Annotated in this window: 15 protein-coding genes; 5 read left to right on the forward strand and 10 right to left on the reverse strand. The window is 74.3% G+C overall.

Annotation, left to right across the window (positions count from 1 at the left end; translation table 11 throughout):
- Positions 1 to 117: 117 nt before the first annotated feature.
- The 7 genes from DEJ24_RS02120 to DEJ24_RS02150 form a co-directional block, all read right to left on the reverse strand.
- Positions 118 to 822, reverse strand: a complete 705-nt coding sequence (locus DEJ24_RS02120) for an SDR family oxidoreductase (RefSeq protein WP_110902336.1) — start codon at positions 820 to 822, stop codon at positions 118 to 120.
- A 43-nt stretch (positions 823 to 865) separates the two neighbouring features.
- Entirely contained in the window at positions 866 to 2257 is a 1392-nt protein-coding gene (locus DEJ24_RS02125; RefSeq protein WP_111077106.1) for a PfkB family carbohydrate kinase, read from the reverse strand.
- Complete coding sequence (locus tag DEJ24_RS02130; RefSeq protein ID WP_111077107.1) at positions 2254 to 2904, reverse strand: SIS domain-containing protein; 651 nt, start codon at positions 2902 to 2904, stop codon at positions 2254 to 2256. The genes DEJ24_RS02125 and DEJ24_RS02130 overlap by 4 nt, the downstream gene beginning before the upstream one ends.
- Positions 2901 to 4256 carry a glycosyltransferase gene (locus DEJ24_RS02135; protein ID WP_111077108.1) on the reverse strand — a complete coding sequence of 452 codons (1356 nt, stop codon included), beginning with the start codon at positions 4254 to 4256 and terminating at the stop codon, positions 2901 to 2903. The genes DEJ24_RS02130 and DEJ24_RS02135 overlap by 4 nt, the downstream gene beginning before the upstream one ends.
- On the reverse strand, positions 4256 to 5272 hold the full coding sequence (locus DEJ24_RS02140; RefSeq protein WP_258374525.1) for a glycosyltransferase family 1 protein: 1017 nt from the start codon (positions 5270 to 5272) through the stop codon (positions 4256 to 4258). The genes DEJ24_RS02135 and DEJ24_RS02140 overlap by 1 nt, the downstream gene beginning before the upstream one ends.
- A 64-nt stretch (positions 5273 to 5336) precedes the next feature.
- Complete coding sequence (locus DEJ24_RS02145) at positions 5337 to 6428, reverse strand: glycosyltransferase family 9 protein (RefSeq protein ID WP_111077109.1); 1092 nt, start codon at positions 6426 to 6428, stop codon at positions 5337 to 5339.
- A complete protein-coding gene (locus DEJ24_RS02150; RefSeq protein ID WP_111077110.1) occupies positions 6425 to 6973 on the reverse strand; it encodes an HAD-IIIA family hydrolase in 549 nt (182 codons plus the stop codon). Before DEJ24_RS02150 ends, DEJ24_RS02145 begins: the two co-directional genes overlap by 4 nt.
- 130 nt (positions 6974 to 7103) lie before the next feature.
- Here DEJ24_RS02150 and DEJ24_RS02155 point away from each other — a divergent pair, with 130 nt between their 5' ends.
- The 3 genes from DEJ24_RS02155 to DEJ24_RS02165 are packed head-to-tail and all read left to right on the forward strand — an operon-like array spanning position 7104 to position 9675.
- Positions 7104 to 8087 carry a glycosyltransferase family 9 protein gene (locus DEJ24_RS02155; RefSeq protein WP_111077111.1) on the forward strand — a complete coding sequence of 328 codons (984 nt, stop codon included), beginning with the start codon at positions 7104 to 7106 and terminating at the stop codon, positions 8085 to 8087.
- Positions 8088 to 8133: 46 nt separating this feature from the next.
- Positions 8134 to 8487 (forward strand): PRC-barrel domain-containing protein, encoded by a 354-nt coding sequence (locus tag DEJ24_RS02160; RefSeq protein ID WP_111077112.1) that lies wholly within the window; start codon positions 8134 to 8136, stop codon positions 8485 to 8487.
- Positions 8488 to 8529: 42 nt separating this feature from the next.
- A complete protein-coding gene (locus DEJ24_RS02165; RefSeq protein ID WP_181436504.1) occupies positions 8530 to 9675 on the forward strand; it encodes an SGNH/GDSL hydrolase family protein in 1146 nt (381 codons plus the stop codon).
- A gap of 42 nt (positions 9676 to 9717) precedes the next feature.
- Here DEJ24_RS02165 and DEJ24_RS02170 read toward each other — a convergent pair whose 3' ends face one another.
- Complete coding sequence (locus tag DEJ24_RS02170; protein WP_111077114.1) at positions 9718 to 10554, reverse strand: alpha/beta fold hydrolase; 837 nt, start codon at positions 10552 to 10554, stop codon at positions 9718 to 9720.
- A 23-nt stretch (positions 10555 to 10577) separates the two neighbouring features.
- On the opposite strand from DEJ24_RS02170, the gene DEJ24_RS02175 reads away from it, so the two are divergent.
- A complete protein-coding gene (locus tag DEJ24_RS02175; RefSeq protein WP_111077115.1) occupies positions 10578 to 11036 on the forward strand; it encodes an NUDIX domain-containing protein in 459 nt (152 codons plus the stop codon).
- 10 nt (positions 11037 to 11046) lie between these two features.
- Here DEJ24_RS02175 and DEJ24_RS02180 read toward each other — a convergent pair whose 3' ends face one another.
- Both DEJ24_RS02180 and DEJ24_RS16720 read right to left on the reverse strand, forming a co-directional pair.
- Positions 11047 to 12438, reverse strand: coding sequence for an MFS transporter (locus DEJ24_RS02180; RefSeq protein ID WP_111077116.1), 1392 nt, complete (start codon positions 12436 to 12438; stop codon positions 11047 to 11049).
- A gap of 250 nt (positions 12439 to 12688) precedes the next feature.
- Positions 12689 to 13696 carry a hypothetical protein gene (locus DEJ24_RS16720; protein ID WP_181432799.1) on the reverse strand — a complete coding sequence of 336 codons (1008 nt, stop codon included), beginning with the start codon at positions 13694 to 13696 and terminating at the stop codon, positions 12689 to 12691.
- 87 nt (positions 13697 to 13783) lie between these two features.
- Between DEJ24_RS16720 and DEJ24_RS02195 the strand changes: the two genes are divergently transcribed.
- Positions 13784 to 14053 (forward strand): hypothetical protein, encoded by a 270-nt coding sequence (locus DEJ24_RS02195; RefSeq protein WP_110902324.1) that lies wholly within the window; start codon positions 13784 to 13786, stop codon positions 14051 to 14053.
- The last annotated feature ends 20 nt before the right edge of the window (positions 14054 to 14073 follow it).

Raw genomic sequence — 14073 nt, forward strand, 5'->3', positions numbered from 1 at the left:
CGGGTGGGCGGCGGCACGGCGCGACCGGAGACGGACGGGAGGCCCGGTACCAGCTGGTACCGGGCCTCCCGTCCGTCAGGCGCGTGCGCCGGCGCGTGCGCCGGTCGCGTGCACGGGTCAGGGCCAGCTGGGCTCCGTCGCCGGCATGATCGACAGCTCGCGGATCTCGCACCCGGCCGGCTGCGAGAGGGCGAAGATGATCGAGTTCGCGACGTACTCCGGCTCGATGAGCTGCGCGTCCGGACCCGGCTTGTACTGCTCGGTCCGGTCGGCGAAGAAGTTGGTGCGCATGCCGGCGGGGATCACGTTGGTGACGCCGACGCGGCCGGCGGTCTCGGCGGCGAGGGCCTGCGAGAACCCGCGGACGCCGAACTTCGACGCCGAGTAGGCGGTGCCGTGGCCGACGCCGCGCAGGGCGAGCGACGACGAGATCGTGACGACCCGGCCGTGCGTCGCCTCGAGCGCGGGGAGTGCGGCGCGCACGGTCGACGCGGTGCCGATGAGGTTGACGCCGACGATCTTCTCCCAGTTGCCCGACGAGATGGCGTCGATCGGAGCCGGTGTGTCGATCCCCGCCGCGGTCACGACGGCGTCCAGGCCTCCGTGGCGCTCGACCGCTTCGGTGACGGCACGTTCGACGGCGTCGGTGTCCGAGACGTCCACGGCGACGGCGTCGACGCCCTCGGGAACGGCGTCGATGCGCAGGTCGAGGACGATCGGGGTGCCGCCGGCCTCGGTGACGGCGGCCACGACGGCGGCGCCGAGTCCGGAGGCGCCGCCCGTGACGAGGACGCGGCCGATGGGGGTGGTGGGGACGGGCATGGATGTCCTTTGCTGTGGTGGGGCAGGTGGAGAGCGGTGGGGCTCAGCCGACGCGTTCGATCGCGGCGGCGAGCCGGGTGGTGGAGCGGCCCGGGTGGAACGGCACGGTGACGACCCGCCCACCCCACTCGGCGAGGGTCACGGACTCGGGCAGTTCGTCCGCGGTGTAGTCGCCGCCCTTCGCCCAGACGTCCGGGCGGAAGCGGCGGAGCGCCTCGTCGGGGGTGGACTCGTCGAACACGACGACGGCGTCGACGCAGTCCAGCGCGAGGAGGAGCTCGACGCGGTCGTCCTGGCCCATGATCGGCCGGTCGGGGCCCTTGAGCCCCCGGACCGAGTCGTCCGAGTTCAGGCAGACGACCAGGCAGTCGCCGAGTGCCCGCGCTGCCGACAGGGTGCGCGCGTGTCCGGCGTGCAGCAGGTCGAAGCAGCCGCCGGTCGCGACGACGACGCCGCCGGAGGCACGGACCTCGTGGACGACACGCAGTGCGTCCCGGTCCGCGCCGGGCACGGCGATCGGTGCCGGTGGCGCGCCCTCGACGAGCGAGGCGACACCACCGGCGGCGAGGTACGCGGACGCGGCCTCGACCCCGGCCGTGACGGCGTCGGCGATCTCCGCTCCGTCGGCGAGGGCGACGGCGACCCCGGCGGCGAGCCGGTCGCCGGCACCGCAGGGGTCGCCGGCCGTGACGGACGGAGCGGGGACGAACCGGGAGTCGGCGCCGCGGGGCGTGCGGCTGCCGACCAGGGCCCCGCGGTCGCCCATCGTGACGGCGACGGCGCGGACGTCCCAACGGGCGACGAGGTCGGCGGCGGCGTCGGTGGCGAAGGCGACCCCGCTGCCGGCGATGCCGGTGAACCGGTGCGCCTCGCTGGCGTTCGGCGTGACGACGGTGGTGCCGGCGACGGGGGTGGCGCCCTTCGGGTGCGGGTCCCAGACCACGGGGGTGTGCGCGACGACCGCACCGAGCGCGGCACGCATCTCGGCCGCCTCGGTGAGCCGGCGTCCGTAGTCGGCGACGATGACCGCGTCGGCGCCGTCGAGGGCGTCGCGCATCGCGGGCGTCACGGCGGGGACGGGCGGGGTGTCGCAGCCCTCGTCGATCCGCACCAGGGCGTGCTCGCCGACGCGGACCCGGGTCTTCACCGGGGTCGGCGCGCCGGAGGGGCCGTCGACGATGCGGACGCCGGGGAGCAGCGACCGGAGCTGGTCCGCGTGGGCGTCGTCCCCGAGCACGGTGACCAGCGAGACGTCGTGACCGTCCTTCGCGAGCATGGTCGCGACGAGGCCGGCACCACCGGCGCGGCGCTGGTCCGAGCGGACGTCGACGACGGGGACCGGCGCGTCCGGGCTGAGCCGGTCGCTGGTACCGCTGACGTCGACGTCGAGCAGCGTGTCGCCGACGACGACGATGCGGAGTCGCCGGTCGGTCATCGGGTGCCTCCTCGGCGGAGCGCGGGCTCCATGGCCCGACAGAGGGCGTGCACGAGGACGAGCTGCGCCTCCTGCACGTTGGCGGACGGGCCGTCGATGGCGATGGCGTCGTCGACCGCGCCGGCGAGCGGGTTCGGCAGCGCTCCGGTCATCGCGATCGACCGCGCTCCGGCGTCCCGGGCGGCTGCCGCAGCGGCGAGCAGGTTCGGGCTCTTGCCGCTGGTGCTGAGGAGGACGACGACGTCGCCGGCTCGGGCGTGTGCGCGGACCTGACGGGCGAAGACCTGCTCGAAGCCGTAGTCGTTCCCGATCGCGGTGACGGCGGAGGTCTCGGCGTGCAGCGAGATCGCCGAGTACGCGGGTCGGTCACCGTCGAAGCGGCCGGTGAGCTCTGAGGTCAGGTGCTGCGCCTCGGCCGCCGAACCGCCGTTGCCCGCGGCGAGCAGGCGACGCCCGGCCACCAGGCGGGCGGCGATGTCGTCCGCCCAGGCGGCGATGTGGTCGCCGTGGTCGACGAGGGACGCGATGACGGGCACGGATGCCGCGATGTGCTCGAGCACCGTGCGGGTGCTGGTCGAGGCGTCACTGGTCGAGGCGTCGACGGTCGGGGTCTCGGTCGTGCCGATCCCGGTCTGCTCGATGGTCATCGGGCGTTCCTCTCGGTGATGGGGAGCGCGGCCTCGGCCAGCGCGTCCTCGGCGGGTCGGACGGCGTCCGGGATGCGGGTGGTCGGGGCGGTGCCGATGCCGCCGGCCGGACGGACGGGGCGGACCCGGCCACCGGCGACGAGCCGTTCGTAGACGCGCTCGGTGTCGGTGGCGACCTTCTGCCACGTGTACCGGGACTCGGCGCGGCGGCGACCGGCGCGGCCGTAGGCGGCACGTCGCTCCGGGTCGTCGAGCAGTCCGCCGAGGGCTTCGGCGAGACCGTCCTCGTCACGGGGTTCGACGTGCAGCCCGGTGGCGTCCTCGACGACCGTGTCGATGAGCCCACCGACGCGGGAGGCGACCACCGGCACGCCGCAGGCCATCGCCTCGAGCGGGACGATGCCGAACGGCTCGTACCAGGGCGCGCAGACGACGACGTCGGCGCTGCGGTACACCGAGCCCATCGCCTCCTGGGCGAGCTGCCCGCGGAACGAGACGTGGTCGCGGATGCCGAGGTCGCGGGCCAGCGCGTCGAGGCGCTGGTACTCGGGGTCGTCCGGCAGGTCGGCACCGGCCGTGCCGGCACCGCCGACGATGACGAGTTCGACGTCACGGCCGGCTGCGACGAGCTGGGCGACGGCGGCGATCGTCGTGCCGACGCCCTTCCGCTGCACGAGGCGGGAGGCCGTGAGCACCCGGAAGGTGCGCCCGCGTTCCTCGACGGGGCCGTCCGGCCGGAACAGCTCGACGTCCACGCCACACGGGACGACGGAGATGGACCGCAGCGGCACGCCGAGGCTCTTCAGCTCGAACGCCTCGTCGGAGCACGTGGCGACGACCTGGTCGGCGCTCCGGCCGACGGCGGGCTCGAGCCACTCGCGTTCGACGGGGCTGGTGTCCGCGGCCCCCTGGTGTCGACGCTTGACGACGCCGAGGGCGTGGAAGGTCTGCACGACGGGGATCCGGGTACCGCCGGTGCGCACCTGCACCTGGCCCACGGCGTCGATGGTCGCGTGGCCGGACATCCAGAAGTGGCCGTGGACGACGTCGGGCCGGTCGACGAACCACTCCGACGCCAGGACCTGCGCGAACGTGCCCATGTAGGGGAGCAGGTCGTCCTTCGGGACGTGCCGGGCGGGCCCTGCGTCGACGTGGACGACGTCGACGCCGGGTCGGAGCGGCACGCGCACCGGCAGCGATGCGTCATCGCGCCGCGTGTAGACGGTGACGGTGTGGCCGCGGTCGGCCAGTGCGGCGGAGAGCGCGGCGACGTGGACGTTCTGTCCACCGGCGTCCACCCCGCCGAGGGTCGCGAGCGGACTCGCGTGTTCCGAGACCATGGCGATCTTCATCAGATGCTCCTTCCCTGCGGTGCCGCAGCACCCGCACCGACGGTCGTCGCTCCGGTCCGGGACCGGTGTCGTGACCGCACGTCGTCCAGCAGCTCGTCCCAGTCCGCGAGGAACCGGGGCAGCGCGTGCCGCGCGAGCACGGCCTCCCGGGCGACCAGGCCGCGTCGGCGAGCCTCGTCCGGGTCGTCGACCAGCGTCCGGGAGGCCCGCACCAGTTCCTCGACGTCCGTCCCGATCGCGCCGGCCTCGGCGGGCACGGTCCGTGCGGCATCCGTGGTGGCGAGGACCAGCACCGGCATCGCCATGTGCATCGACTCGATGAGCGAGAGGCCGAGCGAGGTCCACCGGTTGGCGTGGACGTAGGCGCGACGACGGGCGAGGGCCGCGTGCATCGGGTCGGGCTTGACGTCGCCCATGCCGACGAGCAGATCACCGTGGCCGAGGTCGTCGAGCTTCTCGGTGCCCATCCCGAACACGTCGACCGGTGCCACCGCGCCGAAGCGGGGGAGCAGGTCGGTGCCCACGACGCGGTTGCGTCGGACGGGTTCGTTGATGACGGCGCCGAACCGCTCGAGCTCGCCGGTGTACAGCGGGCCGGGGTCGACGACGCCGTGCTCGACGACGGTGGTGCGGGTCGAGCCGCAGTCCCACATCAGGGCGTTCCAGTGGGTGACGTGCGCGATGGTCACGTCGTCGCGGTCCCGGAACGGGTGCAGGCTGTCCGGTACGTCGACACGCGGGGCGTTGTGCTCCACGAAGACGACGGGCACGTCACGCCCGCCGAGCAGGTCGCCGGCGACCTCGAGCTCCTCCGGTCGCTGCAGGACGACCAGGTCGACCTCGGCGGCGGCGACGTCCTCGGGTGCGATCTCGATGGCGTTCGTGCCCCAGCTCCGGCCACCGCGACCGAGGCCCCAGCCGTCACGGGCGGGGGTCGTGGGGATGAGGTAGTCGTGCGGGCCGCGGACGAAGGCGTCCATCCAGCCGCCGTGCACGTGCCACACGAGGATCCGCATGCACTGCCTTTCGGTCGCTGTCGATCAGGAGGAGGAGGAGGAGAAGGAGAAGCAGTGCCGCACGCTACGCACGGGTCTCTGGTGCTGCTCGCAGGGAGACGTCGTTCGTCCGCAGAGCGCATCCGACGAGCCGTTCGTGGGCCGCGAGCACGTCGTCGACGGTGACTCGGGCCAGGCACGGATGTCCCGGGACGGGGCAGTCCCGGGCCCGCGACAGCCGGCAGGGCGCGTCCTGGTCGCCGAGCAGTTCCACGTGTTCGGCGTACGGCGCCCACTTCACGGCCGGCACGACGGGGGAGAACAGCGAGACGATCCGGGCACCGACGGCCGCGGCGAGGTGCGCCGGGCCCGTGTTGCCGACGACGACGACCTCGGCTCCGGCCAGGACCGCGGCGAGCACCGCGGGGCTGGTGCGACCGCCGAGGTCGATGCCGGTGCTGCCGGCCACCTCCGCGGTGAGGTCCTTCTCGCCGGGCGAACCGGTCACCACGACGGGGACACCGAGTCGGTCGTACGCGGCCACGAGGTCGCGGTGGGCGGAGGGCGGCCAGGAGCGGGCCTCCACACTGGCCCCGGGGTGCACGACGACGTACCGGTGGAGTGCCGCCACCTCGTCGGGCAGCACCGCGTCGTCGTCGTGCCGCACCCGGAGCCGACCGTCGTCGCCGTCGGGGAGCACGAAGCCCGCGGCCGCCACGATGCGCAGCGCCCGTTCGGGTTCGGGGACGTCCTCGGGCAGGTCCTCACCGGGCCGCAGTCGGACGTCGAGCAGCGAGCCGGGGTGGTCGACCGAGGCGCCGGACACCCGGCGGACCCCGGCGAGACGCAGGAGCATCGCGAGCGGCAGCGGCGACTGGTGGAAGGACGTCAGGACGACCGCCTCGTCGGGTCGCTCCTCGGCGACGAGCGCGCGGAACTCGGCGAGGACGGTGTCGTCGAGCGGCCGGACGGTCTCGGTGACCCATGGTGCCGCCCAGACCCGGAGCGAGTCGACGCCGGGCAGCAGTGCGCCGGCGGGGGAGCCCTGCGGACCGCACAGCAGCGTGACGTGGTCCGCCCCGGCGGCGACGGCCCGGACGGCTGGCCCGGCGACCAGGACGTCCCCGAACGAGTCGAGACGCGCGACGAGCACCCGGCGACCGGTCTGCCCGCTCACGAGGCCCCTCCCGCGGCCCGCGCGAGCACCAGGGCCACGGCCTCCTCGATCGAGCCGGCGACGGTGGTGGCGGCTTCGACCTCGGCGGGCATCGTGCGGTCGGTCGGCACGAGGATCCCCTGGGCTCCCGCAGCCACGGCCGCACTGACGTCGGCGCCGATGTCCCCGATCACGACCAGGTCGGCGGCGTCGAGCCCGAGCTGGTCCGCCGCGGCGAGCACCATGCCCGGTCGCGGCTTCCGGCAGGCGCAGTCGTCGCCGCGGTCGTGCGGGCAGACCTCCCACACGTCGAAGGGCCCGACGAGTTCGTCGACGCGGGCGTTCGTCGCGTCGACCTGGTCCCGGGTCGCCAGGCCCTTCGCGATCGCGGACTGGTTGGTGACGACACCGACGGCGAGGCCGGCGGCGCGGGCCGCGGCGACCGCGTCGGCCGCACCCGCCACGGGCACGACCCGTTCCGGATCGGCGTTGTAGGGAACGTCCACCACCAGGGTGTCGTCGCGGTCGAAGAGCACGCCGCGGAGCGGACGGTCGGAGAGAGCCACACCCCTTCTCTACCGGCACGGCGGCGCTCGTGCCCAACCGGTGCCGGAACCGTGGCGAGCCGTGGCGCGCGGTGGACAGGGTGCTGCCTCCCGCGGACGGGACGGTTTCGTCCCGGTAGCGTCGGTCCACGTGACCGCCGTACCCACCCTGCCCCCGTCCGACGGCCGCCCCGAGCTCGTCGTGCTCCGGGCGATCAAGCTCGGCGACCTGCTCGTCGCCGTGCCCGCGCTGCACGCCCTCCGCCGGGCCTTCCCGGGGCACCGCATCACCCTCGCCACGACCGCCTGGCTCGCCCCGGTCGTCGAGCTCGTCACCGACGTCGACGTCCACCTCGCCCAGCACGGCCTGGACCACCCGATCCACGTGCCGACCGGCGTCGTCGACGTCGCCGTGAACCTGCACGGTGCCGGACCTGAGTCGGGCGACCTCATCGACGCGCTGCAGGCGCGTCGCGTGATCGGCCACGGGACCCCCGACGGTCCGGAGTGGCGGCACGACGTCCACGAGCGCGTCCGGTGGGCGGGTCTCATGACCGCCCACGGCATGCCCGCCGACCCGGACGACGTGTCGATCGCGGTCCCGGCCGTCCCCGCCGTCGTGAGCGGTGCCGCGGTCGTGCACGTCGGGGCCTTCCACGGCGCCCGACACTGGCCGGTCGACCGGTTCGCCGACGTGGTCCGCGGACTCGTCGCCCGCGGGCACCACGTGGTCCTGACGGGAGGTGCGGACGACGTCGAGCGCGCGCTGGCCGTCGCCGAGCTGGCCGGGCTCGACGACTCGGCGGTCCTCGCCGGACGTCTGGACCTGCAGCCGTTCGCCGCCGTCGTGGCCGCCGCGAGCCTCCTGGTCACCGTCGACACGGGAGCGGCGCACCTGGCCTCCGCCTACGGGATCCCCTCGGTCGTGCTCTTCGGCCCGGCGCCACCCGAGGCCTGGGGGCCGCCCTCGTCGGGCCCGCACGTGGTGCTCACCGACGCGTCCGTCCGCCGCGGCGACGTCTTCGCCGAGGACCCGGACCCTGCCATCCTCGCCGTCAGCGCGGACGACGTCCTCGCTGCGGTCGACGGACTGCGCGTGACGCCCGCCGTCACCGCACACAGCGCCGATCGGTAGCGTCGATCCGACGGCACGGACGGTCCGGCCGTCGAAGGGAGCCGCCGTGTTCGAAGCAGCCAACATCCGGGACTGGATCGGCCTGCCGGTCGTCGACGCCCAGGAGGACAAGATCGGCAACCTCGAGAGCATCTACTACGACACCGCGACACAGCAGCCGGCCTTCGGGTCCGTGACCACGGGTGTCGTGGGCAAGAAGCTCGTGTTCGTGCCGCTCGTCGGCGCCACCGTCGCGCCGAAGCACCTGCTCGTGACGTTCGACAAGAAGACCGTGAAGGACGCGCCCTCGATCGCCACCGACGGCGAGCTCGACGCGGCGACCGAGCCTGAGCTCTTCCAGCACTACGGCCTCGACTACCAGGCCGGCGTCGGCGGCGAGCGTCGTCTCGGGCGGCGCTGAGTCCTGCCCACCGGACCGGCGTCGTGCCAGGGCGGGTCGAGCGTGACCGGCTGGCCTGGTCCGCTCGACCCTGACCCGAACCTCCCGGAGCCCACCCTGCGCCGTCCGTCCCGTGCTCGCGAGCGCGCCACCCGTGTGGTGCGCGCGCTCGTGGTGTCCGTCGTGCTCACGGGTGTGGCCCTGGTGGGTGGGCCGGGGTCTGCGCTCGTCCCGCAGGCCGCGGTCGCCGCACCGCAGTGGCCGGTCCCGCAGCCCTTCCCGGTGACCGACGACCCACCCGAGACACTGACGGACCTGCCGCCGGGCAGCGAGTACGTCGCACTCGGCGACTCGTACTCGGCCGGGTACGGCCTGGCGAACCCGACGGGTCTGCCGGTCGGTGCCTGCGCGCAGTCCGGCCGGGACTACCCGCACCGCATCGCAGCGCGGTTCGGGCTCGCCCTGACGGACGTCACGTGCGCCGGTGCGACCAGCGAGGACGTCCGGGAGCGCACGCAGTGGCGTGGCGCACCGCCGCAGATCGAGGCCCTGTCCGACTCCACCCGGCTCGTCACCCTGACCATCGGTGGCAACGACGCCGACCTGTTCGGCACCGCTGCATCGTGCATGGCGCTGTCGGCATCCGGGCCGGTCTTCTCCGGCAAGAACGCGCCGTCGTGCCGGAGCACGCTCGACGTCGACGGGGTCGACACCCTCGGGGCGAAGATCGAGAGCCGCGTCGCCCTGGGCATCGCGGAGACGCTGGCGGACATCCGTCGGGCGGCCCCGAACGCCACGGTCCTCCTGCTCGGGTACCCGGCGATCTTCCCGGACGCCGATCACACCCCGGAACGCGGGTGCTTCCGGCCTGCCGTCGACCTCGGCACCCTCGCCGGTCGGTTCCCCTCGGACACGTACCCGTTCACCGACACCGACGTCCGGTGGCTGCACGGGATCCAGGAGCAGCTCGACGAGGTCGGGCAGTCCGCCGCCCGCGCCGCCGGGGTCCGCTTCGTCGACGTCTTCGACACGACCCAGGCCCACTCGGCCTGCGCCCGGTCCGGCGCGTACGTGTCAGGGGTCTCGCTCGACTCGTTCGGCGGGTTCAGCAGCATCGACCTCGAGCCCGGAGCGCTGCACCCGAACACCGCCGGAGTCCGGTACCTGACCGGCCGGCTCGACGCGGAACTCCGCGAGCTCCTCGGCTGACGTCCTGCTGCTGCAGGACGGGTCGCGGCGCCGTCGGGCATCTCAGGCGCGCAGGACCTCGGCGAGGCGGTCCATCAGCGTCGGCACCGTCGACAGGACCGCGATGTGGCCGGCGTCCGGACGCTCCTCGTACGCCGCCCCGGGCATCGCCTCGGCCAGCGCTCGGCCGTGCGCCACCGGGACGACCCGGTCCCGCCTGCCGTGCACCAGGAACGTCGGCACCGTGACCGCCGACAGGGCGAACCCCCAGTCCGTCACGAACGCCACGTCGTCGTCGGCCCCACCCTGGAGGCCCGACCCGCCTGCCGCCGTCGCATCCTGCCCCAGTGCGGCCCAGTCACCGTCGAGGGCGGCCCAGTCGGTGTCGACGAACTGGGACGGGTCGAAGGCGGCGGAGGCTGCCCAGGTGATGCGGGCCCGGCGTCCGGCGGTGGCGGCGCGGAGGCCGGCGTCGTCCGCCATGCCGTCCCACCAGGTGGGCGAGTCGTCGAAGGGAGCGGGCGAGGCGAGGGTCGCGACCGCGGCGACCCGGTCCGGCAGGAGGGCCGCAGCGGCGAGGGCGTGCGGTCCGCCGCCGGAGCCACCGAGCGCGGCGACGCGGTCGATGCCGAGGGCGTCGAGCACCTGCTCGAGGTCGTGTGCGCCGTCGGCGACCCGCCGACCCGGCAGCGGGTCGGCCCCGCCGTACCCGGGGCGGGTGACGGCGACCAGGCGCAGGCCGCGGTCGGTGGCGGCGCTCCGCAGCGGTTCGAAGAGCACACCGGTGTGGGGAGACTCGTGATGCCAGACGAGCGTCGGCCAGCCGCCGTCGGCGCCGTGGTCGGCAGCGGTGTCGTCGACCAGGACGGAACGGCCGTCACCGAGCTCGATGGTCTGCATGCGCGCGAGGGTAGTCTCCGACCGTGCCCCCTCGCTCTGCCGGACTGCTGCTGCACCGCGGCACCGGCCCCTCGCTGGAGGTCTTCGTCGCCCACATGGGCGGCCCGTTCTGGCGTCGACGTCCGCGCGCGTGGTCGATCCCGAAGGGGGAGATCGAGGCGGGGGAGGACACGCTGGCGACGGCCCTCCGCGAGTTCGGCGAGGAGATCGGCGTCCCCGCTCCCGGCGGCACACCGGAACTGCTCGGCGACTTCCGGCAGGCGTCCGGCAAGGTCGTGACGGTCTGGACCCTGGACGCACCGGACTTCGTGGTCGAGGTCGTCCGGAGCAACACCGTGTCGCTGGAACTGCCCCGCGGGTCGGGCCGTTCCGTCGAGGTTCCCGAGGTCGACGATGCCCGCTGGGTGCCGCTCGCCGAGGCGCGGGAACTCGTCGTCGCCGGTCAGGTGGCTGCGCTCGACGCCCTGGCGCACCGCGGCTGAGCGCTGCCGGCTACCGCTCGCCGGCGGTCCGGACCGACCCCGTGGCGGTCTGGATCGACGCGGTCGCGGCACGGTGCACCGTGGCGACGGACCCGGTGACGGTCTGGATCGCCCGGCTGACGGTCGGGATCGAGCTCGTGACGACGGCGAGCGACGACGTCAGCACGTGGATCGACGACGTGCTGAGGTGCGGCTGCGTCGTGGCGTGCACCGGGAAGCCGCGCTTGGCGAAGGCCACGACGGAGAGCCCCGCGACCAGGACGAGCGCCCCCGCGAACGGCAGCGTCTGCAGTCCCGACAGACCGAGCACCTGGCCGCCGATCGCGGCACCGCCGGCGATGCCGATGTTCGAGGCCCCGTTGACCAGGGCACCTGCGATCTCCGGACTGACCCCGCCGGTGCGGATGGCGGCGGCCATGAACAGCGTTCCGGTCGTGCCGTTCGCCGCCATCCAGACGCCGGCGACGGCCATCGTGCCGACCAGGGATCCGTGCGCGAACGGCATCACGACGAACGCGGCGGCCATCGCGGCGATCGCGGCGATCAGCGTCCGGCGGGGAGCCCGGTCGACGAACACCCCGGCCAGCCAGAGGCCGATCACGCCGGTGCCGCCGAGGACGAGCAGGGCGCCCGAGACCATGCCGACGTCGAGTCCGGCGTCGACGACGTACGGGCCGATGTACGTGTACACGACGTAGTGCCCGGCGAAGAGCAGCAGGTCGGCGACGACGACCGACAGCAGTCCGGTGCGCGCCCAGGCCTTCGGCGAGCTGACGTGCGGCGACGCGGCTCCGCGGACGGCGGGCAGGCACACCGCGGCCACGACGGCGAGCAGTGCGGCGCACGCCGCGACTCCGCCGACGGCAGGGCGCCACCCGACGGACTGCCCGACGCCGGTGGCGAGGGGGACGCCGATCACGAAGCCGAGTGAGCTGCCGGAGTAGACGAACGCGATGGCGCGGCCGGCGAGCCGGGGCGGGACGATCCGCGTGGCGTAGGCCGAGGCGACCGAGAAGAACAGGGCGTGCGCGATGCCGCCGACCACGCGTCCGGCGCAGACCACGGCGAAGGACGGGGCGAGGGCGACGAGCGCGTTCGACACCGTGTAGCCGACGAGGGTCGCGACGAGGACCGTCTTCCGGGGGAGCTTCGCGGTGAGCGAGGTCAGGGGGAGTGCGAGCAGGGCGACGGCCGCCGCGTACACCGTGATGACGATGCCCATGGTGGACTCGGTGACGCCGAGGTCCTCGCTCATGGTGCCGAGCAGGCCGACCGGCATCAGTTCGGTGGTGATGGCGAAGAACGTGGCGAGGCCGAGGACGGCGATCCCGATCACCGACGACGTCGTGACGGTGATCGGCGTCGTGTGCGGCTGGACGGTTCGGTTGCTGGTGGTGGACACGGCGGCTGACCTCCTCGAGGACGTGCGAGGAGCGCGCGGGAACGACGGGGTGTTCGACCGGTCGGGGCGCGCTCGCGGGTGGTGGGCGGGATGTGGAGATGTGGTTCTGGCCACTCCACGGCGAGTGCGCTCCACCCAGTGTTGCACGGCCCGTGCCGATCACGCGAGGACCTCCGGACCGTTCTCGCGATGCTCTCAGGAGCGCTCCAACGCCCGGACTCTCGGGAGGGGAGCGGAGCGTGCCCGCGGATCAGTACAGCGGCGCGGGCGAGCTCGTCACGGTGCCACGGACCGCGCCACCCACGACCCGCAGCCAGAGCGTGCCGCTCGACGAGGTGTCGGAGAGCGAGACCGCCCCGTGCAGGGCGTCGTCCCGGGGGTAGCAGGCGCTCGTGCCCTGCCGACGGTCGGCCGTCGCCACGAGGCAGATCGTCGAGCTGTCCCGTCCGACGCCGGCCCAGACGTTCCAGGGCGTCGCCGCGTCGTCGCCGGCCAGCGACCGGTTCGTGAACACGAGTCGGGTGGTGTGCAGCGACACCGGCGAGTCCATGCCGCCGGGCAGCTGGTCGGCGTAGGTCTGCGGCAGGTCGAGCATCTGCTCGAGCGTCACCGTCCCCGCTGCTGGCGTCGTCACCGTGGTCGCCGGCTCGGCGGTGCTGCGGGTCCCGATCGACAGGCCGACGCCCGTCCCCGCGACCAGGCCGATCACGACGGCGGCGCCCCCGAGCGCCCACAGCACGGTCCGGTCGGTCCGCCGGACCCGCCCGAACACCTCCCGGGCACGGTGGGCGAGGCCGCCGACCGGGAGGCTCGCCCCACGACGTCCGTCGGCGGTCGCCCCGGACGGCTGGTCGCGCTCGACACCGTCGGTCACCGACGACGGGGTGTCTCCGGCGTCGCGGGTGTCGTCTCCGGGCTCCGTCCTCCCGGTCGGGTGGACGTCGGGCCCGGCGGTCCGGATCGTCGGCGCGACGTCCGGGGTGGTCGGGGCGTCCGGGGCGGGGGCAGCCTCGGGAACGACCGGTGCCGCGCTCGGAACGCCCGGCGCAGCAGCCGCGACGACCTGCGTACGAGGACCACGACCCCGATGCGGCCCCGCGGCGGGGGCGACCATCGTGACGGGCCGTCTGCGTGCCTCCCGGTCGAGGTCCGCAAGCGCGATGCGGGCGCGCGCCGCGTCCGCCGGGGTCGACCCTGCGCCCCAGGCGATGTGTTCGAGACGCGCTCGTGCTGCCGCGTCGTCGTCGGTCCGGCTCATGCGCGCTCCTCGTCGTCACGCCTGCTGTCATGCTGCCACCGGTACGCCGACGGCGCGCACCCAGACCGGGGGGAGTACGCCCGAGGGATGACCGATGCGCAGAACGACCAGGCCGCCGACCAGACAGACCCCGCCGTCCCCGCCGACGCCACCGGTTCGACACCGCAGGACGTCGACGAGGAGACGCTCGAACCGCTGAGCCACGACACGCAGTCCGGCGAGGCCGACTACGTCGCGACGAGCCCGGGCGGCAGCGGCACCGAGCGGCACGTCCCGCTGCCGGAGGAGGAGCAGGGCCGCGACACCGAGTACGACCCGGTCGACCAGGGGCCGCAGCAGGAGGGCCAGGGCGGCTAGAGCCGACCGGGCCGCCGGGG

Origin of the sequence: Curtobacterium sp. MCPF17_001 (assembly GCF_003234615.1) — a bacterium.
Classification (GTDB): Bacteria; Actinomycetota; Actinomycetes; order Actinomycetales; family Microbacteriaceae; genus Curtobacterium.

Bases quoted from the DNA above. Each gene is read 5' to 3' on its own strand.
- DEJ24_RS02195 (WP_110902324.1), top strand. From the start codon at position 13,784: ATGACCGATGCGCAGAACGACCAGGCCGCCGACCAGACAGACCCCGCC.
- DEJ24_RS02130 (WP_111077107.1), bottom strand. From the start codon at position 2,904: ATGACCATCGAGCAGACCGGGATCGGCACGACCGAGACCCCGACCGTC.
- DEJ24_RS02120 (WP_110902336.1), bottom strand. From the start codon at position 822: ATGCCCGTCCCCACCACCCCCATCGGCCGCGTCCTCGTCACGGGCGGC.
- DEJ24_RS02170 (WP_111077114.1), bottom strand. From the start codon at position 10,554: ATGCAGACCATCGAGCTCGGTGACGGCCGTTCCGTCCTGGTCGACGAC.
- DEJ24_RS02140 (WP_258374525.1), bottom strand. From the start codon at position 5,272: ATGCGGATCCTCGTGTGGCACGTGCACGGCGGCTGGATGGACGCCTTC.
- DEJ24_RS02135 (WP_111077108.1), bottom strand. From the start codon at position 4,256: ATGAAGATCGCCATGGTCTCGGAACACGCGAGTCCGCTCGCGACCCTC.
- DEJ24_RS02125 (WP_111077106.1), bottom strand. From the start codon at position 2,257: ATGACCGACCGGCGACTCCGCATCGTCGTCGTCGGCGACACGCTGCTC.
- DEJ24_RS16720 (WP_181432799.1), bottom strand. From the start codon at position 13,696: ATGAGCCGGACCGACGACGACGCGGCAGCACGAGCGCGTCTCGAACAC.